The 19,428-nt window shown below is 61.2% G+C and carries 18 protein-coding genes, 1 tRNA gene and 1 pseudogene; 11 read left to right on the top strand and 9 right to left on the bottom strand.

The genetic code is table 11. The features are described from left to right. Positions 1 to 103 precede the first annotated feature (103 nt). From ACXAEK_RS21705 to ACXAEK_RS21695, 3 genes are all read left to right on the top strand, one after another. Positions 104 to 1,039, top strand: a complete 936-nt coding sequence (locus tag ACXAEK_RS21705; protein ID WP_475045098.1) for a LysR substrate-binding domain-containing protein — start codon at positions 104 to 106, stop codon at positions 1,037 to 1,039. A 168-nt stretch (positions 1,040 to 1,207) separates the two neighbouring features. After that, entirely contained in the window at positions 1,208 to 2,056 is an 849-nt protein-coding gene (locus tag ACXAEK_RS21700) for a 3-methyl-2-oxobutanoate hydroxymethyltransferase (RefSeq protein ID WP_475045097.1), read from the top strand. Between the two features lie 5 nt (positions 2,057 to 2,061). Continuing rightward, positions 2,062 to 3,081: a sterol desaturase family protein gene (locus ACXAEK_RS21695; protein WP_475045096.1), complete on the top strand. Its 1,020-nt coding sequence runs from the start codon at positions 2,062 to 2,064 to the stop codon at positions 3,079 to 3,081. Between the two features lie 304 nt (positions 3,082 to 3,385). Here the strand turns inward: ACXAEK_RS21695 and ACXAEK_RS21690 are convergent. Together ACXAEK_RS21690 and ACXAEK_RS21685 are read right to left on the bottom strand one after the other, a co-directional pair. Continuing rightward, positions 3,386 to 4,574, bottom strand: a pseudogene (locus ACXAEK_RS21690) (IS3 family transposase). 297 nt (positions 4,575 to 4,871) lie between these two features. After that, positions 4,872 to 5,528, bottom strand: a complete 657-nt coding sequence (locus ACXAEK_RS21685; RefSeq protein WP_475045095.1) for a GntR family transcriptional regulator — start codon at positions 5,526 to 5,528, stop codon at positions 4,872 to 4,874. 137 nt (positions 5,529 to 5,665) lie between these two features. Here ACXAEK_RS21685 and dctP point away from each other — a divergent pair, with 137 nt between their 5' ends. The 6 genes from dctP (at position 5,666) to ACXAEK_RS21655 (ending at position 11,853) form a co-directional block, all read left to right on the top strand. Then, positions 5,666 to 6,652 carry a TRAP transporter substrate-binding protein DctP gene (gene dctP / locus ACXAEK_RS21680; RefSeq protein WP_475045093.1) on the top strand — a complete coding sequence of 329 codons (987 nt, stop codon included), beginning with the start codon at positions 5,666 to 5,668 and terminating at the stop codon, positions 6,650 to 6,652. A 79-nt stretch (positions 6,653 to 6,731) separates the two neighbouring features. Then, entirely contained in the window at positions 6,732 to 7,274 is a 543-nt protein-coding gene (locus tag ACXAEK_RS21675) for a TRAP transporter small permease (RefSeq protein ID WP_475045092.1), read from the top strand. A 5-nt stretch (positions 7,275 to 7,279) separates the two neighbouring features. Next, complete coding sequence (locus ACXAEK_RS21670) at positions 7,280 to 8,596, top strand: TRAP transporter large permease (protein WP_475033395.1); 1,317 nt, start codon at positions 7,280 to 7,282, stop codon at positions 8,594 to 8,596. Further along, positions 8,593 to 9,837, top strand: coding sequence for a malonyl-CoA decarboxylase (locus ACXAEK_RS21665; RefSeq protein WP_475045091.1), 1,245 nt, complete (start codon positions 8,593 to 8,595; stop codon positions 9,835 to 9,837). Before ACXAEK_RS21670 ends, ACXAEK_RS21665 begins: the two co-directional genes overlap by 4 nt. A gap of 15 nt (positions 9,838 to 9,852) precedes the next feature. Further along, positions 9,853 to 11,367 (top strand): malonate--CoA ligase, encoded by a 1,515-nt coding sequence (locus ACXAEK_RS21660; protein ID WP_475045089.1) that lies wholly within the window; start codon positions 9,853 to 9,855, stop codon positions 11,365 to 11,367. Positions 11,368 to 11,439: 72 nt separating this feature from the next. Next, on the top strand, positions 11,440 to 11,853 hold the full coding sequence (locus ACXAEK_RS21655; RefSeq protein ID WP_475045087.1) for a universal stress protein: 414 nt from the start codon (positions 11,440 to 11,442) through the stop codon (positions 11,851 to 11,853). 35 nt (positions 11,854 to 11,888) lie between these two features. Here ACXAEK_RS21655 and ACXAEK_RS21650 read toward each other — a convergent pair whose 3' ends face one another. Next, positions 11,889 to 12,230, bottom strand: coding sequence for a hypothetical protein (locus ACXAEK_RS21650; protein ID WP_475045085.1), 342 nt, complete (start codon positions 12,228 to 12,230; stop codon positions 11,889 to 11,891). 352 nt (positions 12,231 to 12,582) lie between these two features. Here ACXAEK_RS21650 and ACXAEK_RS21645 point away from each other — a divergent pair. Further along, positions 12,583 to 12,672, top strand: a tRNA-Ser gene (locus ACXAEK_RS21645). Between the two features lie 251 nt (positions 12,673 to 12,923). Here the strand turns inward: ACXAEK_RS21645 and ACXAEK_RS21640 are convergent. Genes ACXAEK_RS21640 through ACXAEK_RS21620 form a run of 5 tightly spaced genes read right to left on the bottom strand, consistent with a single transcriptional unit; the run spans position 12,924 to position 17,440 of the window. After that, the gene (locus tag ACXAEK_RS21640) at positions 12,924 to 13,772 is read right to left on the bottom strand and encodes an alpha/beta fold hydrolase (protein ID WP_475045083.1); all 849 of its coding nucleotides are present in this window, start codon (positions 13,770 to 13,772) and stop codon (positions 12,924 to 12,926) included. A gap of 32 nt (positions 13,773 to 13,804) precedes the next feature. Continuing rightward, complete coding sequence (locus tag ACXAEK_RS21635; protein WP_475045082.1) at positions 13,805 to 14,962, bottom strand: CaiB/BaiF CoA transferase family protein; 1,158 nt, start codon at positions 14,960 to 14,962, stop codon at positions 13,805 to 13,807. Beyond that, positions 14,959 to 15,606, bottom strand: coding sequence for an enoyl-CoA hydratase/isomerase family protein (locus ACXAEK_RS21630; protein ID WP_475045081.1), 648 nt, complete (start codon positions 15,604 to 15,606; stop codon positions 14,959 to 14,961). The genes ACXAEK_RS21635 and ACXAEK_RS21630 overlap by 4 nt, the downstream gene beginning before the upstream one ends. Next, complete coding sequence (locus tag ACXAEK_RS21625) at positions 15,603 to 16,352, bottom strand: class II aldolase/adducin family protein (RefSeq protein WP_475045079.1); 750 nt, start codon at positions 16,350 to 16,352, stop codon at positions 15,603 to 15,605. Before ACXAEK_RS21625 ends, ACXAEK_RS21630 begins: the two co-directional genes overlap by 4 nt. Beyond that, positions 16,346 to 17,440, bottom strand: a complete 1,095-nt coding sequence (locus ACXAEK_RS21620; RefSeq protein WP_475045078.1) for an aromatic ring-hydroxylating oxygenase subunit alpha — start codon at positions 17,438 to 17,440, stop codon at positions 16,346 to 16,348. Before ACXAEK_RS21620 ends, ACXAEK_RS21625 begins: the two co-directional genes overlap by 7 nt. 139 nt (positions 17,441 to 17,579) lie before the next feature. On the opposite strand from ACXAEK_RS21620, the gene ACXAEK_RS21615 reads away from it, so the two are divergent. Then, positions 17,580 to 18,479 carry a LysR substrate-binding domain-containing protein gene (locus ACXAEK_RS21615; protein ID WP_475045076.1) on the top strand — a complete coding sequence of 300 codons (900 nt, stop codon included), beginning with the start codon at positions 17,580 to 17,582 and terminating at the stop codon, positions 18,477 to 18,479. Between the two features lie 166 nt (positions 18,480 to 18,645). Here ACXAEK_RS21615 and ACXAEK_RS21610 read toward each other — a convergent pair whose 3' ends face one another. Continuing rightward, positions 18,646 to 19,428, bottom strand: coding sequence for a dimethylarginine dimethylaminohydrolase family protein (locus ACXAEK_RS21610; RefSeq protein ID WP_475045075.1), 783 nt, complete (start codon positions 19,426 to 19,428; stop codon positions 18,646 to 18,648).

Raw genomic sequence — 19,428 nt, 5'->3', positions numbered from 1 at the left:
GGACTTTACGGGAAGCACGTCAATACCAATCCTGACTTGCCGCCTCGCGGGTGAACTGAAATGATCACGTCGTCTTTCCCGTGACCCAAAAGCAAGGAATTTCATGCAAACGAAACGTCTCTACCGGAACATTCAAAGGCTGCTGCCAGCCTTTGAGGCGGCAGCCCGGCTGGAGAGTTTCACACTCGCAGGGGAAGAGGTGGGGCTTTCCCAAAGCTCAGTCAGCAAGCAGATCAAGGAATTGGAAGAACGGCTTGGCCAGCCCCTCTTTGCACGCAGCCACAAGAGCATCAGCCTGACTTCGGCAGGCCGGAAACTGTTGCGCGCATATAGTTTTGCGGCGTCGCACATGGCCGACACGCTTGAAGATATTCTGCAGGAGAAATCAAGGCACCAGATCGTGTTGTCGACTTCGACTTCAAACGCGGCTTTCCTGCTGTTGCCGCGCGTAGCCGAGGTCAGAGACTGCTTTCCCGGGGGCGAAATCTTTGTGGTGACCTCAGACCCGCAAGGGATTGAGCCCTCCGGCAAGGTTGACTTGGCCCTAGTGTTCGGAAAACCCGATTTCCCCGGGTTCAAATCGCAACCGTTGTTCAATGACATCCTTACTCCAGTTTGCACACCGGAGTATCTGCGGCAAAACGGGCCTATCGAGAGCGTCCAGGATTTGCTCGGCTGCGAGCTTTTGCACATGCAGGCGCAGCATGGCTCATGGGTGGGCTGGCGGCGCTGGCTGCGCCACTTTTCGCAGGAGATGCCCAAGGACCGCCAGCCGATGGGTTTCAACAACTACTACCACGTCATTCAAGCCTGCCTTGCCGGGCAAGGTGTGGCGTTGGGCTGGCTGCGCATGCTGGGTGACCTTACGGCCGCCGGGCAGTTGATCACTCCGCTGGCTGAGCGTCTGGAAACTGAAGACCAGTACCACCTGGCCTGGCCCGCGCACCAGCACCCCGCGTTCGACACGGCCCCGTTCAAAGACTGGCTGAACCGGCAATTCAGTGGCTGCCCGCCCTCAGAACCAGCTCCTCTCCCGTAGACTCCGCTCCGGCATCCACGCTCTGACCGCAGCAGTTGCATTCCCTCAAGGAATGCAAAACGGCAACAGCTTTCATTTGAGAACGCAAGCTTCAACCAGCATTTTGTGCGGGTCACTTGTGCAGGCTGTTTAGCCTGCCCCTTCACCACACCCAGGAAGACCCAAGGAATGCAAAACATATTCACTTTCGGCCACCAGCCAGCGCAGCGGAACTGGACCGTTGCAAGCCTGCGCGCCAACAAGGGAAAGATTCAGCTCACAGAAGTGACGGCCATGAATGCCGGGCAGGCAGCGCGGGCTGCCGCCGCCGGGGTTGATACGCTGATTACCCGTGTTCACACTCTGGGCGAAGTCCGGGCAGCCGCGCCCAATACCTTTGTTACTGCTGCGCTGATGCTCGTGGACCATCCGACAGAAAAAGATGTGCTGGAAGGGGCAATGCGGGCTATGGATCAAGGCGCCGACGCGCTCTACACTACCCGCAGCCTCGACACGGTCAAGATGCTGGCCGATCTTGATTTCCCGGTCATGGGGCATGTTGGCCTGGTTCCGCCCTACAGCACTTGGATTGGCGGTTTGCGTGCTTATGGCACCACCGCCGGCGAAGCCATGAAGCTATGGGAACGCTTCCGCGCAATGGAAGACGCAGGCGCTTTTGCCGTCGAGGTTGAATTGGTTCCCCAGCAGGTTCTGGAGGAGATCAACAAGCAGACCAGCCTGATCACCTTCTCAATCGGATCCGGGTCCGGCGGTGATGTCACCTTTCTGTTTTCCGAAGACATCTGCGGCGAGACCGAAAACCCGCCGCGCCACGCCTGCGCTTATGGCAATGTCCTGCGCCTGCAAAGGCAGATTGAGGAGGAACGCATCGCAGCACTGAGCACCTTCCAATCTGCCGTGCGAAGCGGCGCCTTCCCGTATGAGGATGTCTCGGTTCGGATGAATCCCGATGAGCTTGAGGCGTTCCGCGCCCGGCTGGCAGAAGCTGCCCCCCTAGGGGCCGAGAGCAAAGGATGACCGGCATGGCACAGGAAACCGCAAACGCCGCGCCCGGCGCCACACTGCCCCGCAAATCCACCTGGAATTGGCATCCGGAGCTGCCCCTTCAGGATCATTCAATCTTCAATTTGAAGCGTGGGCCCATTGCCGCGCTGAAAGTCCTGTGGGGGTCCTGGCTGCCTGTTTCTGATCGTCTGATTGTTGTAGCGCTCTCGTTTTTGACCTGGTTCTATCTGTCTCCGTCCCTGGAGACTGCGCAGACTTTTGCTGTGGATTGGGTGGCCGCCGTCTACTTTCGCAACCTCGCACTGATGGTGCTGCTGGCAGGCGGGATGCATCTCTATCTCTATACGTTCAAACGCCAGGGCAACCATTTGCGCTATGATACGCGTCCGTTCCACAAAAAGAGTGCTCTGTTTACCTTCAACAGCCAGTTCCGCGACAATGTGTTCTGGTCGGTTGCCAGCGGCGTGACGGTCTGGACAGCCTATGAAGTCATTGGCCTCTGGGCCTATGCCAACGGGTTCATGCCGGTGATGGAGTTCGCCAGCAGCCCGGTCTGGTTTGTGCTGTGGTTTGTCTTCCTGCCGGTTTACGGCGTGTTCCATTTCTACTGGATTCACCGGCTGCTGCATTGGGGCCCGCTCTACATCCAAGTGCATGCGCTGCATCACCGCAACGTCAATGTCGGCCCTTGGTCTGGCATGTCGATGCACCCGGTTGAACATATCGGTTATCTGAGCTCGGTCCTGATCCATCTCGTGCTTGCTTCACACCCGATCCATTTCATCTTCCAACTGCAGCAGAAAGTGCTCCTCGCTGTCAGTTCGCACGCCGGATACGACGCGGTTACGGCCGGGGAAGGCAGCGATAAAGGGCTGAAAGTTGGGGATTTTTTCCATCAGCTGCATCACAGGTACTTTGAGTGCAACTATGGCGAGCCGGAAGTTCCCTGCGACAAGTGGTTCGGCACCTTCCATGACGGCACCGAAGAAGCCACCGCGCGCACACGCGTGAGGCTGAAAGAGATGCGCAGGAAGTAAACAGCTGCACCGGCAGGCAATGCCCGCCGGTGCCAAGGTCTTGAGAGACTGGACAGCCCCTCATCGCCGGGCAAGAAACGAACGCTATCAGTGTGGGTGTCCCGGTTATAATCCGCTTCCTGCGCAAATCGGACACGCTGGCATGCCCAGACTGCAACCGCACGAATGGTTGAAAGGTCCCGCGGTGTGAGAGTTCGCCTGATCCTGAACCATGCACCTCCTCTGACAGGCCCCATCGCGCAGCATCGGCACGCACCGGTGGAAGGCAGGGCGGCTGACGTGCTCCCCTTAAAGTCCGCGTTTTTCAGTTAGCTCTGTTCAGGGTTTGGTCCTCTCTCGAGCGCTGGTGATACTCCCGCGGGGTGAGCCCGTCGAGGCTCGAATGCGGGCGTTGGTGATTGTAGTCGTCGCGCCAGGCGTGGATCAGGTGGCGGGCATGGCGCAGGCTCGCAAACAAGTGCTCGTTCAGGCACTCATCCCGAAGACGGCCATTGAAGCTCTCTACGAAGCCGTTCTGCATCGGTTTGCCGGGCGCGATGTAGTGCCATTCGACCTGCCGGCCCTGCTGCCATTTCAAGATCGCGTTGCTGGTCAGTTCGGTGCCCCTCGCCATTGTTTCTCGGACCAATGGCGTTCCAATGGCTCGATCGGACACCACCAAGCAGGGATAGCCACGCAAATCCGCGATCCTGTCCAGTTCCCTGGCGACACGCAGGCCCGACAGAGATGTGTCCACGACAGTAGCCAGGCATTCCCGGCTGAAGTCGTCGATCACACACAGAATGCGGAACCGGCGCCCGTCCGAGAGCGTGTCTGAGACGAAGTCCAGCGACCACCGCTGGTTCGGCCCCTGCGGGATCGCCATAGGCGCCCTGGTTCCGATTGCGCGCTTGCGGCCGCCCCGTTTGCGCACCGTCAGCCCCTCTTCCCGGTAGATGCGATAGAGCTTTTTCCAATTCACTTCCCAGTCTTCCCGCTTCAGAAGAATGTGCAGGCGCCGATAGCCGAACCGCCTGCGCTCACCAGACAGTTCACGCAGCCGGTGCCGCAGGTCCTTGTCTTCCGGCCTGACCGGCCGCCGCCGGTACAAGCGCGGATCGATCCCGGCCAGCGCACAAGCCCGCCGCTGCGAGTAGCTTTTCTCTTTCATGGCCCAGTCCACGGCGCGCCTCCTTGAACCGGGCTTCAGAAGTTTTTTCCAAGCATCTCTTTCAGCGTGGCGACATCAAGCATTTGCTCCGCCAGCATCTTCTTCAGCTTGGCGTTCTCGGCCTCCAGCGCCTTCAGCCGCCGGGCATCCGAAACTTCCATGCCGCCATATTTCGACCGCCACTTGTAAAAGGTCGCATCGCCCCCTCTCGGGACATTGCTGCGCAATGCCCTGCCGGGCGGTGGATGCCGTGCTTGCGGCACAACTCTTTCACGCCCATCCCGGCCTGGTGCTCCTTCAGAATGCCTATGATCTGCTCTTCGCTGAACCGGCTTCTTTTCATCGTCTGTCTCCTCAGTTGGAGAACAGGCTAACCTCAAAGCGAGGACATTTCAGGGGAGCACGTCACGGCAGGCGCGTATGGCTGTTAGGTTTGCGATAGTCGTGGCGGCTCTTCCAATCCGCCACGTTCCGCCGCATCGCCAATCCGTCATTGGCAATTCAGAGCAACACGATGAAGGCCGATCCATTGATGACTACTAACAGCCCAAGCCAGACAATAGCACTATTCTCTGCAGGCGCAGCACTTCGTGAACTGCGTCAAGCAGACGTTGACCTGGGGTGGAAGCTTGGCGGCATTCTATTCAGCGGCATTCTTTAAAGTGGCCATCAACTGATGGAATTTCTCACCTTGGACAGCCACGTGTTCCCGGAGCGTATCAGCAGCAAGATCTGATGTGCCCATTTCCAGCGCTCGAACAATATGCTCGTGTTCGGCCATCGACTGTGCCATCCGGCCGCGGAAGCGCAGTTGCTGGCGGCGGAACGGCTTTAGCCGTTTGTGCAGCTTGGCGGCCTCCTGGGCCAAGAAGCCGTTGCCTGACTGCTGATAGATGATTCTGTGGAACCGCTCGTTCTCGGCATAGTAGAAGTCTGAATCACGGGCATCGACTGCGGCCTGGCACTTGGAATTCGCCTCCCGCAGCTCCTCAAGCGCCTCCTCGGAAATCCGAAGCGCAGCAAGCCTGCCGCAAACCGCCTCCAGTTCCGCCATCACTTCGAACATCTCCATCAGCTCCACCGGTCCGGGCTGGCGCACAAAGGCGCCGCGGCGGGGGATCAGCTCAACCAGGCCGGACAGGGCGAGCCGTTGAAAGGCTTCGCGAAGCGGTGTGCGCGAGACGCCGAACTGTTCGGCCAGCCGGACCTCGTCCAGCCGGTCGCCATCGGCAAAAGTCCCGTTGAAAATCAGCTCTTCCAGCTGCTCGGCGATGTTGTCGGCGCGGCGTTGTTCCATGCTTTCAGGTTTACTCATGGCGTGGTGAAAATTCAACCTTGGCATTCTTGTATACAAAAATGTTGACTTGAAAAACATATAGCGTTTACCCTTTTGCCATCCCCTGGTCCGCCAGGAGAGTTTTTAGGGAGGAAAAAATGAAATCTGTTTTGAAGGCCGCCGTGGCCGGACTGGCGCTGGCTGCTGCGGGCAGCCTGGCAAATGCAACCGAGCTGCGCCTGTCGCATCAATGGTCTAACAAGGACATCCGCCATCAGGTCGCTCAGATCGTCGCCGACGAGGTGGCTGCTGCGGATGTGGATCTGAACATCAAGATCTTCGGCTCGAAATCGCTGTTCAAGCCGCGTGAGCAGTATAAGCCGCTGAGCCGCGGCCAGCTGGACATGACGGTGCTGCCGCTTTCCTATGCCGGCGGCCAGCAGCCTGCCTATAACCTCACCCTGATGCCAGGGCTGGTGAAGAACCACGATCACGCAGCGCGTCTCAGCGGCTCACCCTTCATGGAGGCCCTGGAAGCCAAGATGGCTGAAGACGATGTGATGGTGCTGGTGCATGGCTACCTGGCAGGTGGTTTTGCCGGCAAGGACAAGTGCATCACCAAGCCCGAAGACGTGAAAGGGCTGCAGACCCGGGCAGCGGGCAAGTCATTTGAACAGATGCTGGCCGGTGCAAACGCATCAATTGCATCAATGGCGTCTTCCGAGATTTACAACGCCATGCAAACCGGCGTCCTGCAGGCCGCCAATACCTCTTCCTCGTCCTTCGTCTCCTACCGGATCTACGAGCAGGTCAGCTGCTACACCCCGGCAGGCGATGTGGCGCTGTGGTTCATGTATCAGCCGCTCTTGATGAACAAGCGCACCTTTGAGGGCCTCAGCGATGAGCAGCAGAATGCCCTGCTGACTGCTTCGGAAAAGGCGCAGGCCTACTATCTGGAAGAGGCCAAGAAGCAGGATGCCGCCTCGGCCAAGATCTTTGCCGATGCCGGTGTCGAGATCGCCGAGATGACAGCGGAAGACTTTGAAGCCTGGCGCAAGCTGGCGATGGAGACCTCTTATCAGAAGTTTGTCGATGAGGTTCCGGACGGGCAGGCTCTGCTCGACCTGGCGCTGGCTGTTGAGTGACCCCCTCGCCTGACTGCCGCCGGAGCGGCCCTCGTGCCGCTCCGCTCCCCCTCAACTTCTACAAAAACGGGAGGCGATGATGGCCAGCCATAGCAATGCAGCCATTGCCCATGCCGGCAACAATCCCTTTCTCCGCCTGGTCGCGGCGCTTTCGACCCTCGCGGGCTGGTGCTCGGCCGGCATGATCGTCGCCGCGGTAGCCATCACCTGCCAGATGATCGTGGTGCGTTTCGTGCTGAACGGCTCCACTGTCTGGCAGACCGAGGCCGTGATCTATCTGATCATCGCAGCCACCTTGGTGGGGCTGCCTTATGTGCAGCGCTTGCGCGGCCATGTGAATGTCGACCTGATCCCGCTGTCACTGGCACCCCGCGGCCGCTTTGCTCTGGCGGTGCTGACTGCGGTGCTGTCGATCGTCATCGTCGCAATCATGCTCTGGTACGGCTTTGAGTACTGGCATTTCGCCTGGGAGCGCGGCTGGCGGTCGGACACCGTCTGGGGCGTGCGCCTGTGGATCCCCTATCTTGCGATCCCCGTCGGCTTCGGCCTGCTACTGCTGCAACTGGTTGCAGATCTGGTGGCCGTGCTGACCGGCATCGACAAACCCTTTGGACTGGAGTAAAGCCGATGGACCCGCTTCTTCTTGGCGGAATCGTGGCACTGGCCACCATTCTCGTACTGTTCTCCGGCGTCTCCGTGGCCATTGGCCTGCTGATTGTCTCCGCCGGTTTCCTGATCATCTTTGACGGCCCCCGCTCGCTGGAGCTGATGCCGGAAATCCTGTTCGGCAAGCTCGACAACTTTGCCCTGCTGTCGATCCCGATGTTCATCATCATGGGGGCCTCGATTGCCTCGACCCGGGCCGGCGCCGACCTTTATGAGGCGCTGGAACGCTGGCTTACCCGTATTCCCGGCGGGCTGGTGGTCTCCAACCTTGGCGCCTGCGCGCTGTTTGCCGCCATGTCCGGCTCTTCGCCCGCAACCTGCGCCGCCATCGGCAAGATGGGCATCCCGGAAATGCGCAAGCGCGGCTATCCGGACGGTGTTGCGGCCGGCTCCATCGCTGCAGGCGGCACGCTGGGCATCCTGATCCCGCCCTCGGTCACCATGATCGTCTACGGCATCGCTACCGAGACTTCGATCGGCCGCCTGTTCCTGGCCGGCGTGATCCCGGGCTTGATGCTGGTTGGCTTGTTCATGGCCTGGTCGCTCTACTCCACCTGGCGCTCGGGCGATGCCACCCGCCTTGGCTCGGGCAGCTACACCTGGAGCCAGCGGTTCGAGATCCTGCCCCGCGTGCTGCCCTTCCTGGCGATCATCCTCGGTGTGCTCTACGCCATGTACGGCGGTATCGCGACACCGTCCGAGACTGCTGCGGTCGGCGCGCTGCTGTGCCTGATGATCGCGATGATCATCTACAAACTGTGGAATCCGCGCGATCTGTGGGTGGTGCTGCGCGACAGCACCAAGGAAAGCGTGATGATTCTGTTCATCATCGCTGCCGCCGGTGTGTTCTCCTACATGCTGTCCTCGCTGTTCATCACTCAGGCGATTGCAGAATGGATCGGCACACTGGATGTGAACCGCTGGGTGCTGATGGGGGCGGTCAATGTGTTCCTGCTGATTGCCGGTTTCTTTCTGCCGCCGGTTGCGGTGATCCTGATGGCGGCGCCGATCCTCTTGCCGATCATCACCACCGCGGGCTTTGATCCGATCTGGTTTGCCGTGGTGCTGACCATCAACATGGAAATCGGCCTGATCTCTCCGCCCGTCGGCCTGAACCTCTATGTGATCAACGGCATTGCCCCGGACATCTCGCTGAAGACCATCCTTACCGGCTCGCTGCCCTTCGTGGCCTGCATGGTGGTGGCGATTGTCCTCCTCTGCCTGTTCCCGGGCCTGGCCACCTGGCTGCCGGATCTGGTGATGGGAGCGGCGCTATGACCCTCTTGGCTGATCTCCTGTCCACGGTGTTCGAGCGGCGCCAGCGCCGCGAGGCCGCCGCGGAACCGGACGGCCGCCCGCTGGAGGAGCTGGCCGGCGCGCTGGTCGGCTCCACCGGGGAAACCTCGGGGCTGGCTTTGGCAGAGCAAATCCTGACCCGCTTTGCCGCGCTGGAGGACGAGGGCAAATCCGCCTTCTTCCGCCAGCTTGCCACCGGCATGAACATCGCCCCCGAAACCGTCCGCCAAACGCTGGAGGCCTACGAGAAGAACCCATCCAAGGCCACATACCGCGCCTTTATGGAGGCTTCCGAGCCGCGCCGGCAGGAGCTGATCCGCCGCCTGAACCGGGTGCCCAGTGCCACCGGCGCTCTGGTGCGGATGCGGGCGGACCTGCTGCGGCTGGGCCGGGGCGAGCCGGAACTGGAGGCGCTGGACCTCGATTTCCGCCACCTTTTTGCCAGCTGGTTCAACCGCGGCTTCCTGGTGCTGCGCCCGATCAGCTGGGAGAGCCCGGCCCATATCCTGGAAAAAATCATCGCCTACGAGGCGGTGCACGCCATCGGCAGCTGGGACGACCTGCGCCGCCGGCTGGAGCCCTCGGACCGGCGCTGCTTTGCCTTCTTCCACCCGTCAATGCCGGACGAGCCGCTGATCTTTGTCGAAGTGGCCCTGACCAAGGGCATTCCCGGCTCGGTCCAGGCTCTATTGGCCGAGGACCGCGAGGCGATGCCCGCGGAAGACGCCACCACCGCGGTGTTCTATTCGATTTCCAACTGCCAGGCCGGGCTGGCCAGCATCTCTTTCGGCAACTCGCTGATCAAGCAGGTGGCCAGTGATCTGGCGGCCGAGCTGTCGGGGCTTGATACTTTCGTCACCCTCTCGCCCATCCCCGGCCTGACAAAATGGCTGAAACAGGAAGGTCTCAGCTGGTACACGGGAATCCCGGAAGCCATGCGCGCCACCGCCGCCCGGTACCTGCTGACGGCAAAGGGCAAGGGCGGGCTGCCCTACGACCCGGTCGCCCGCTTCCACCTGGGCAATGGCGCCATTGTGCATGCAGTCCATGCCGACGCCGATACCTCGGACAAGGGCCGCGCCCAGTCCGGCGGCACCATGGTCAACTACCTCTACGACCTCAAGAAAACTGCCCAGAACCACGAGCACTTTGCGGCCACCCAACAGGTGGTGGCCTCTCCTGAGGTGCAATCCCTTGCGGCATCCGCCAGCCCACAGGCTTAAGAAAGGCAAAACCCCATGGCAAATCCATTGTTTGACCGCCTTTTCGGCATCCACGCCGGTAAGGCCACGCCCTTCCTGCATCTGCTGAACGGCGAGGTGATCACCCATCAGGACTTCCTCGGCACCGCTGCTCAGATCGCCAATGTGCTGGCCCAGACCGGGCTGAAACCGGGCGACCGGGTGGCGGCGCAGGTAGAAAAGTCCCCTGAAGCTCTGGCGCTTTATGCCGCTTGCGCACAGGCCGGGCTGATCTTCCTGCCTTTGAACACAGCTTACACCGCCGACGAACTCACCTACTTCATCGAAAACAGCGGCGCCTCGGTGGTGATCTGCGATGCCCGCAGCGAGGCCACCCTGGCCCCCATCGCCAAACAGCTCGGCGCCGGGATCGAGACGCTGAACGCCGACGGCTCCGGCACCCTGATGGATCAGGCCGCCGCGATGCCCCTCGCCTTTGCCACGGTTGAGCGCGACGGCGATGATCTCGCAGCCTTCCTCTACACCTCCGGCACCACCGGCCGTTCCAAGGGAGCGATGCTGACCCAGAACAACCTCTTGTCAAACGCCGAAACCCTGGCGCAGGAGTGGCGCTTCACGGCGGACGACGTGCTGCTGCACGCGTTGCCGATCTTCCACACCCACGGGCTGTTCGTGGCTACCAACGTCACGCTGGCAGCAGGCGGCAGCCTGATTTTCATGCCCAAGTTCGATCTCGACGCGGTACTGCAGCACATGCCGCAGGCGACCAGCCTGATGGGCGTGCCGACCTTCTACACCCGCCTCCTGGGCGATGATCGCTTCACCCGCGAGCTCACGCAGCATATGCGCCTCTTCGTCTCCGGCTCGGCGCCGCTGCTGGCGGAAACCCATGTCCAGTTCGAAGAACGCACCGGTCACCGCATCCTCGAACGCTACGGCATGACCGAAACCAACATGAACACCTCAAACCCCTTTGAAGGCGACCGCCGCGCCGGCACTGTCGGCTTCCCGCTGCCGGGGGTGGAGTTGAAAATCACCGATCCGGCCAGCGGCGAAGCCCTGCCGCAGGGCGAGGTCGGCCAGATCGAGGTGCGCGGCCCCAATGTGTTCAAAGGCTACTGGCAGATGCCCGAAAAAACCGCCGCTGAACTGCGCGAAGACGGGTTCTTCATCACGGGCGACCTCGGCAAGATCGACAAAGACGGCTATGTCCATATCGTTGGCCGCAACAAGGACCTCATCATCTCGGGCGGCTACAACATCTATCCCAAGGAGATTGAGCTGGTGCTGGACGACCAGCCCGGCGTGCTGGAAAGCGCAGTGATCGGTGTGCCGCACCCGGACTTTGGCGAGACCGTGCTGGGTATTGTCATCGCTGAACCCGGCCAGTCCCCCGATCTGGACACCATGATGGAGGCCGTGCGCCAGGCGCTGGCCCGCTTCAAGCACCCGCGCCAGCTGATCCTGCTGGATGAGCTGCCCCGTAACACCATGGGCAAGGTCCAGAAAAACATCCTGCGTAACACCTACAAGGACATGTTCGCGTCCTGACCCTCCTCTCCCTGGGCAGGCGCCTCCGCCCCGTGGAGCGCCTGCCGCCTTTTTTTGCCGGAGAAAGATACTATGCCGAAATACAGCAACATCCTGGTCCCGGTTTCCTTTGAAGCCGCCCGCAATGCCGCCCAGGCCTTGGAAATCGCCGACGCCATCCGCACCAGCGGCGGGCAGATCACCCTGCTGCATGTTCTGGAGCAGCTGCCGCAGTATGCCAGCGACCAGCTGCCGGAGAACCACATGGAAACAGCCCGTGCAACCGTCACTGGAAAGCTTGCGCCATTGGTGGAAGGCCTGCCGGATGCGGAGATCGTGGTGGTGGAAGGCCACAGTGCCCGCAGAATCCTCGACTACGCCGAGGAGAACGCGAAGGATTGCATCGTCCTGGCCAGCCATCGGCCAGGAATGCAGGATCTTTTCCTTGGTTCCACAGCTGCACGTGTCGTGCGCCAGGCACGGTGCTCAGTTCACGTAGTCCGGTGAAGGTTTGCCTTTCGGAGAAGCCGCATCGTGACGTGTCATGCCGGTTGCCCGCCGGTGTCGGACAGATCGAGCCATCTAACCCGCAATGGTGAACGAGAGTTTGCAATGGTTGCTTCCTGCGCTCTGATGCCGCCGGTGTAACCCGCAACATCAAATGAGGCAGCTTGGCCTGCCGAGGGTCCGCTTCCGGGAAAGTGACCAAGGAGTTTCGCGTCGGCAGCATCTTTGGCCCGACACCCCTTGTCTACGGCCGCTTCGGGCTGATTGAGCAAATCACAGTTAGCCTGAGAAAGGTTGGCACTGGTTTCTCGGTGCGGTGCTGCCGCATAGCGGCAGTGAGCCCAAACCGAATTTGCTGCAACGGCGTAAGTTTTCACGTCGGCTCATAGCGAAAACAGCATCCGCTCTAGCATGTGGTAGAAGAGCCGTGGTGAAGCGTGATGAGGTCACCGCTCGCCGATGCCGCCAACGCGGTGTCTAGGATCGCAAGCGCTTCTTCCATTGCGGCATGGCGGTGCTCGCCTTGGCGGCTCTCATTACAGCCGGAGCAGGGGAGGAATCAATTTCAGGCCGGTTGCCGTGAACATCATGTGAACACGGCTGCACGGATTTTGCTCGCGTATCATGTGCAGTTCCCGGAAAACCGGGGAAATCCCCTTTTTTTCTGACGCAGCAAAAATTTGAAAAAACGCCTTGTTTCTCTAGGCTCTGGCAAATATACGGGTCAGCGGAGACGTGGCCGAGTGGTCGAAGGCGCTCCCCTGCTAAGGGAGTAGGCGGGAAACCGTCTCGTGGGTTCGAATCCCATCGTCTCCGCCATCATACCTTGATTTTGTTGGGTGATTTCATCTTGAGTGAACTTGCTCGCCATGCCACCCGCCAAAAGCCGAGCTTCTATTTTAAGTCAAGTGCCTGTCATTTGAATGCCTTTAGGTGCGGACTGCCGGCGGGTTGCGCGGAAAGGCAGCGCTGATTTGAGGTTCCCCGGTGCCAGCGCAAATTGACAATGCTCGCTGTGTCCCGCATCGCAGGGCCGAGGCCGCCGGCTTAAACAGCGGCATGCCGAACTCTCAGGAGCGGAGAGCTGCTGGATCCTGTTGCGCGGCAAACTCTGCCAGCAGCGCATTGAATTCTGAGAACCGTTCTATGTTGACGAGGTGGCCGGTGCCGGGAAACCGATGCCATTTAGCATCCGTCAGCGTTTGCTGGAGAAAGGCATTTGTTTCCTCGACCAGGTAGTAGTCCTCGTCTCCGGTCACCAGAAGAACTGGCTTTGCCAAAGCCCTCAGCCTCGCTGGATCATCAAACAGGGACCGCCGGTTCCAATGCACGGTCGACAGTACATGAACGGCGCCCTCAGGCGATTGGCCGCGCAGGTTCGCGGCATAGATGGCCCAGGCCTCTGGGTCATTCCTCTGAAAACTCTGGTAAGCCGGGTCATCCTCAAGAACGGCAACTGCACCATCGCCGCCCCGCTCTTCGCGCAGCTTTGCTTCATGGCTGACCCATTCCTGGCGGTAGCGGGTCCGTTCCTGGCCGTCGCGCGGGCCGGAGCTGTTGCCGACAAGCGTTACGCCAGCAACCCGGCCGGGATGGTTCAGAGCAAAGTCCAGGCTGGTGAAGCTGCCCATGGAGGTCCCAACCACGTGGGCCTGGTCCAGCCCGAGATGGTCCATCAGGGCCAGAAGGTCGCCGGTTGACTGCTCTTGCCCGTATTGGCTGCGGTCCCGGGGGACAGAGGAGGGCAGGAAGCCGCGGGCGCAATAGGTGATGCAGCGGAAGGATTTCGACAGTTCCGGTATCTGCCGGTGCCAGCTGCGGTGATCGCCGCCGAACTCGTGGACAAAGACAATCGGGATGCCGGTTCCGGTCTGTTCGTAGTAGATCGAGATGCCGTCAGCGGTCTGGAATTCGGGCATTTTGGTGCGTCCTGCCTGGGTTTTCGGGGCGGTCAGCGCGTCAGCGCTGCGATTGCGGTGGCGTCATAGCCAAGTTCGGAGAGAACCTCCGCGGTGTGCTCTCCAAGTTCCGGCGCCGGGCTTTCCTGCAGGCCGCGCTCCGCGATAGGATTGCGGGCGAACTGCATGGTTCGCCCCGGTGCTCCGGCCTCAACATCCGAGAAGGCCGCGTATTCCTCGGCAATGGGGCTGTCGCCAATGGTCTGGATGGTTTCCACCACTGAACAGGGGATGGCTTTGTCGATCAGGATCTTGGTCCAATAGGCCGACGGGTGCTGTCTTAGATGTGCGCCCAGCACCTCATCCAGCGCATCCCGGTTGGCAAGCCGCGCCTCATCGCCCTGAAACCGCGGATCGTCCAGCAACCTGGTAAAGCCGATGGCCTCGCAAAAGCGCGGCCAGTCCTTATCGCTGCCGAGGCCGATGACAATATCGCGGTCGGCAGTGGGGTAGGGCTCGAACGGTGTCATCGACGGGTGGCGCGAGCCGATCGGCCCCGGCACGATGCCTGCGTTGAGGTAGCGGGCAAAGGCGTTCTCCAGGCAGACCCACTGACACGCGAGCATGGACACATCCAGATGGCTGGTTTCAGACGTGCCTTTGGCGTCGCGCTCATACAGCCGCTGCATAATGCCGATGGTGGTGAACAAGGCGGCGGCGATATCGCCGACCGAGAAGCCGACGCGGGTCGGGCCGCCGTCCAGTTCGCCGTTGATGCTCATCATGCCGCTCATCGCCTGCACCACGATGTCGTAGGCGGGGCGATGCGACAGGCTGCCGGTCTGGCCGAAGCCGCTGATCGAGGCGGAGATCAGCCGCGGATTGATCCGCTTGAGGTCGGCATCGCCGCAGCCCAGCCGGTCGCGCACACCGGGGCGCATGTTTTCGACAAAGACGTCGGCGGTAGCCAGCAGCTTGTGCAGGGCTTCCTTGCCTTCCTCGGTTTTCAGGTCCAGTTTCACCGACCGTTTGTTGCGGTTCAGCGAGGCGAAGTAGAGGCTGATGCCGTCCTCGAACGGCGGGGTGGTACGGGCCAGATCGCCGTTCGGGTTTTCCACCTTGATCACATCGGCGCCAAGGCTGGCCAGCAGCCAGGTGCAGAACGGACCGGACAGGACCGAGGTCATGTCGACAACGCGGATGCCTTTCATGACGAACCTCCCTTCAGCATCGATTTGAGTGTCTTCAGATGCGCCCCCTCTGCTGCCAGCGCGGTGGCACAAAGGCTGCGGCAAGTCTCTTCCAGCGCATCCCGCGGCACCAGACGGTCGGCCAGGCCCCAGGCGGCGGCGTCCTCTGCGCTCACGGTGTCGCCGCCAAGCAGGATTGCAGCGCAGCGGCCCGGGCCGGTCAGCGCCTGCAGTTTATCCACATCATACTGCCCCGGCAGCACGTTGTTTTTGAGGACGGGATAAGAGAACCGTGCCTCGGGCACGCAGACGCGGATGTCGCAACCCAGCGCCAAGGTCAGCCCGCCGCCGATGCAGGGGCCGTTGATTGCCGCCACTGTCAGCACCGGAACAGCACGCAGCGCCGCGGCCATTTCGTCCCAGGGATCAGGGCCGTCCAAATCGTCATAAAGCGTGTTCAGATCCGCACCGGCACAAAATACCCTTTCGCCTGCACCGGTGAGGATGACAGCCCGCAAGTCGTTGTCGCTGGCGGCCGCACGGAAGATGTCCCGCAAGGTGCGTAGCATCCCGGCTGTCAGCGAGTTTGCCTTGTCCGGCCGGTTGATGGTGACAGTCAGGCAGGCGCCTTCGCGCCGGGTCAGGATCAGGCTGTCTGCACTCATGACCGGAACTCCGGTACTGTGCGCTCCAGCATCCGGATCAGCGCGGGCCATTGCACATCGCCATGCGGGCCGTTCTCCGGTGCACCCCAGTCGTGCAGGGCGGCCATGGCGTCCTTGGTGATGGCGATGGGCTGATCCGTGGCCCCCAGAATATCCACCTGAATCTTGCAGGCCATCTCAAGGTAGTAGTGATAGGTGAAGGCCTCCGCCGCGGTGCGCCCGGCGACCAGCAGCCCGTGGTTCTGCAGCAGCATGGCGAAATTGCCGCCCAGGTCGCGGGCCAGCAGCGCGCCTTCGTCTTCCACTGCGGTGGAGTCTTGGTAGGGGTGGCTCGACAGGGTGCCAAGCACAAAGCCCGCGTGCTGCGACAGCGGCAGCAGGCCTTCAGGCATTGCCGAGACAGCCACACCGGCGCGGGTGTGACTGTGGATCACATAGTTCACATCGGGGCGCGCGTTCAAAATGCCGGAATGGATGATGTGCCCCGCCAGATTGATAACCTTGCCGCTGCCCGGCTGATCATCCACCGCTTCACCCTCAAACGACATGCGGGTGAGGTTCGATGCCGTAATCTCATCGAACATCAGGTCGTGCGAGTTCAGCAGGTAATGCCCGGGGTCTTCCGGCAGGCGGGCCGAGATATGGGTCGAGGTCAGGTCGGTCCAGCCATAGTGGTGGGACAGCCGGTAGAGCGCGGCCAGATCCTGGCGGGTCTGGGTGGCGGTGCCGGAGGAAGAGGTCAGCATTCCGGTTCTCCCAAGGCATCGCGGTACAGATTGTGGAAATGGCGCAAGCCGACTTCGCTCATAGCGCCGCAGCCGTCGCCGATGACGTACGGGCCGGGCTCGAACGCGCGGCTTTGCATGCCTTTTTGGATCTTGGAGACGACCACCTCGTCCTCGGCGCCGGTGGTCTCCCGGTGCTTGACCATCAGGGCGCGGACCTCGTCGTCGGACACCGTGCCGCTTGCAAACCAGCGGTATCGGTAGATGGTGCGGTTCCAGGCCACTGGCAGCCACTGGCGGATGGTGAAATAGCCGCCCGGGTAGCAGCACATCGAGACATTCGGCCAGATCCAATAGGCGCCGTAGTCGCCCGCGCGGGGGCTGGCCTCGAGGTCGTAGTCGTATTGCTTTTCGTTTTTTGTCTGTGCCTTGCCGTCATGCCAGATGGTCATGCCCTTGGGCACAGTGGTGTAGCCTTCCATGTCCAGCACGCCATGGGTGAGCGAGGAGGCATGAACCGTCGGGCAGTGGTAGCATTCGTTGTAGTTTTCAACCGACAGCTTCCAGTTCGAGTTGTGCTCGATCTCGGTTTCGCAGACGAACCGCAGCCGCTCAGGGTCAGGGTGGAAGCTCAGCAGGTTTTCCTTGTACTCCTCCAGTGCCGGGGCCATCGGCGCGGCGTCCTCGTCCAGGTTGACAAAGACAAAGCCGCAGAAGATCTCCACCTGGACGGTGCGCAGATTGATCTGATCGCAGGTCAGCCCGTCGCTCTCCACCGACCCCGGTGCGCGGCGCAGCCTGCCGTTAATTTCATAGGTCCAGGCATGGTAGGGGCAGACCAAGACCCGCTTGCCCTTGCCGCTGCCTTCGACCAGCGGGTGGCCGCGGTGGCGGCAGATATTGTAGTAGGCCTTGATATCGCCATCCGGTGCGCGGATGACAAAGACATCCTCATCAACAATGGTGAAGGTCTTGAAATCACCAGGCTCCGCGATCTCGGACACATGGCAGACGCATTGCCAGCTGCGGAAAAAGATCTTTTCCTTATCGGTCTCAAAGCAGTCCGGCTCGACATAATACCGTGCAGACAATGGTGTATCCCGTGGCATCTGCCCTCCGCTTCCGGCTAGGCGGCCCAATGATCCGCCAGCCTGTTTGCTTTTTGATGAGCCACAGCCTGCCTTGTTGTAATCTTTGTGAATAGATAGAGAGATATTACACCTAGGGTAATTTCAAGTTGGTCTGACTATGCTGAACATTTCCAGTCAGCTGCCGCTTGGCGCGGTCCGTGTCTTTGCTGTGGCAGCCCAGTTCGGAAACTTCAAACGGGCGGCCGCTGAGCTGGGGGTGACACCAACGGCTGTCAGTTCTCAGATCAAGGTGCTCGAGGCCTATCTGGGCTGCACGCTGTTTGACCGTAACGCCCAATCCGTCACGTTGAACCATGCTGGACGGCAGTTCGCAGAAGCTTGTGATACGGTTTTTGCAAGACTCGGTAAGGCGGTGCAGGATGTGCGCCAATCGGCCAGCCGCGACTCGATCACGGTGGGTGTTGGGGCGCTGATCGGTTCGCAATGGCTGTCAAAGAAGCTTTTCAGTTTTTGGCAGCGCTTTCCCGAAACCGGGCTGCATCTGCAGTATTCACCCGGCGGGGTGGAGTTCTCGGATGGCCAGACAGACATGATGCTGGCTTGGGGTGACGGGCGCTGGCCGGAGTTGGTCTCTGAGCCCTTGCTGCGTTTCACGACCTCGCCGGTGGCAGGTCCTGGGCTGCTGGCGGGCCGTCCGCCCCTGACCAGCCCGGCGGATCTTCTGTCGCTGCCGCTGCTGCATTGGAAAGATCAATTCGACTGGCTGGAGTGGTTTGATGCCATGAAAGTTGAGACTGGCGGTTTCCTGACCGGCGTTGTGATTGATGATTCCAGCGTTCTTCTTAGGGCGGTTCTGTCCGGGCAAGGGGTTTCGCTTGGCCTGCTGCCGCTCATTGAAAGTGAGCTGCAGTCCGGGGATCTTGTCCGGCCTTTCGGAGAGGATTTCACGCCGTCCCGGTCCTATCATCTGGTCTACCCGCCGGATGCCATGGATCAGCCGCAACTGAAGGCCTTCCGGGATTGGATTGTCGAAGAGGCCGGTACAGCCCAGCCCTAGTTTCAGGGTTTGCAACCCGTAGATCAGAGGTGCGGCGCGGGCGTTGGCGTCGATGTGTGCCAGTGGCGGGCAGCCGGGTCTGCGGCAGCCCGCCGGGGAGACAGGAACGGGCAGGAAAAAGAGGCGAGCCTGGTAAAGGCCAGCCCGGATTGCGCCAGCTGGTGGATTAGAACCGCAGCGAAAGGCAGGACATGCCGCCGTCCAGCTTGGCGCAGTCGGTATTGTCGATCTGGACGACCTCAAAGCCCGCCTTGTCCAGCATTTCAGCCGTGCGCGGGAAGCCTGCGGCCATCAGCACCAGATTGTTGAAGCGGATGGCGTTGGCAGCGGCCTCCTCGCCCTCGGGGACATGCAGCACCCGGTAGCCGTCGAAGCAGCCCGAGGCATCCAGGCGTTTGGTTGACAGGATGGTCTCACCGTCCATCAGCGAGCAGTCGGTCTTGAAATGCAGCACGCCTTCGGGAGTAAAGACCTCGCGCAAGCTGTGGCCCCACTCGGCGGCAATCTCCGCCAGTTCGGCAACGCCTGCGGCATCGGTGCGGTCGGAGCGGCCGACCAGGATTTCCTTCTCCGTCACCAGAATGTCTCCGCCCTCGATATGGCCCGGGCCTTTGATTTCGTGGATGGTGTCATAGCAAGCGCGCAAAGTGGGGGCCATTTCCGCTACCTCGCCGAGGCGTGAGGGCGCGCCGGGGCGCATCAGGATGGCGCCCTGGGGCAGGCACAGTGCGGTGTCCTCGACAAATTGGGCGTCGGGGAATGCCTCAAGCGGCTCCAGCTCGATCACCTCGGCGCCGGTGCTGCGCAGGGCGTCCACATAGGCCGCATGGGCGGCCAGCATGCTGTCAAGGCTGGGGTTGCCAATGTCCTCGGCGCGCAGACCCGCGGCGATGGTCGAGGCCGGGCGGCGGGTGATGGCGTGGGTGAACTCAAAGGTGGGGTTGCGCAT

The sequence above is a fragment of the Leisingera sp. ABM4_101 genome, from assembly GCF_056158725.1.
This window is presented reverse-complemented; position numbering and strand designations above follow the sequence as displayed.

Excerpts from the sequence above, each read along its gene's own strand:
- ACXAEK_RS21615 (WP_475045076.1), top strand. The coding sequence starts at position 17,580 with ATGCTGAACATTTCCAGTCAGCTGCCGCTTGGCGCGGTCCGTGTCTTT.
- ACXAEK_RS21640 (WP_475045083.1), bottom strand. The coding sequence starts at position 13,772 with ATGCCCGAATTCCAGACCGCTGACGGCATCTCGATCTACTACGAACAG.
- ACXAEK_RS21675 (WP_475045092.1), top strand. The coding sequence starts at position 6,732 with ATGGCCAGCCATAGCAATGCAGCCATTGCCCATGCCGGCAACAATCCC.
- ACXAEK_RS21665 (WP_475045091.1), top strand. The coding sequence starts at position 8,593 with ATGACCCTCTTGGCTGATCTCCTGTCCACGGTGTTCGAGCGGCGCCAG.
- ACXAEK_RS21630 (WP_475045081.1), bottom strand. The coding sequence starts at position 15,606 with ATGAGTGCAGACAGCCTGATCCTGACCCGGCGCGAAGGCGCCTGCCTG.
- ACXAEK_RS21685 (WP_475045095.1), bottom strand. The coding sequence starts at position 5,528 with ATGGAACAACGCCGCGCCGACAACATCGCCGAGCAGCTGGAAGAGCTG.
- ACXAEK_RS21620 (WP_475045078.1), bottom strand. The coding sequence starts at position 17,440 with ATGCCACGGGATACACCATTGTCTGCACGGTATTATGTCGAGCCGGAC.
- dctP (WP_475045093.1), top strand. The coding sequence starts at position 5,666 with ATGAAATCTGTTTTGAAGGCCGCCGTGGCCGGACTGGCGCTGGCTGCT.
- ACXAEK_RS21660 (WP_475045089.1), top strand. The coding sequence starts at position 9,853 with ATGGCAAATCCATTGTTTGACCGCCTTTTCGGCATCCACGCCGGTAAG.
- ACXAEK_RS21705 (WP_475045098.1), top strand. The coding sequence starts at position 104 with ATGCAAACGAAACGTCTCTACCGGAACATTCAAAGGCTGCTGCCAGCC.
- ACXAEK_RS21635 (WP_475045082.1), bottom strand. The coding sequence starts at position 14,962 with ATGAAAGGCATCCGCGTTGTCGACATGACCTCGGTCCTGTCCGGTCCG.
- ACXAEK_RS21670 (WP_475033395.1), top strand. The coding sequence starts at position 7,280 with ATGGACCCGCTTCTTCTTGGCGGAATCGTGGCACTGGCCACCATTCTC.
- ACXAEK_RS21625 (WP_475045079.1), bottom strand. The coding sequence starts at position 16,352 with ATGCTGACCTCTTCCTCCGGCACCGCCACCCAGACCCGCCAGGATCTG.
- ACXAEK_RS21695 (WP_475045096.1), top strand. The coding sequence starts at position 2,062 with ATGGCACAGGAAACCGCAAACGCCGCGCCCGGCGCCACACTGCCCCGC.
- ACXAEK_RS21700 (WP_475045097.1), top strand. The coding sequence starts at position 1,208 with ATGCAAAACATATTCACTTTCGGCCACCAGCCAGCGCAGCGGAACTGG.
- ACXAEK_RS21655 (WP_475045087.1), top strand. The coding sequence starts at position 11,440 with ATGCCGAAATACAGCAACATCCTGGTCCCGGTTTCCTTTGAAGCCGCC.
- ACXAEK_RS21610 (WP_475045075.1), bottom strand. The coding sequence starts at position 19,428 with ATGCGCAACCCCACCTTTGAGTTCACCCACGCCATCACCCGCCGCCCG.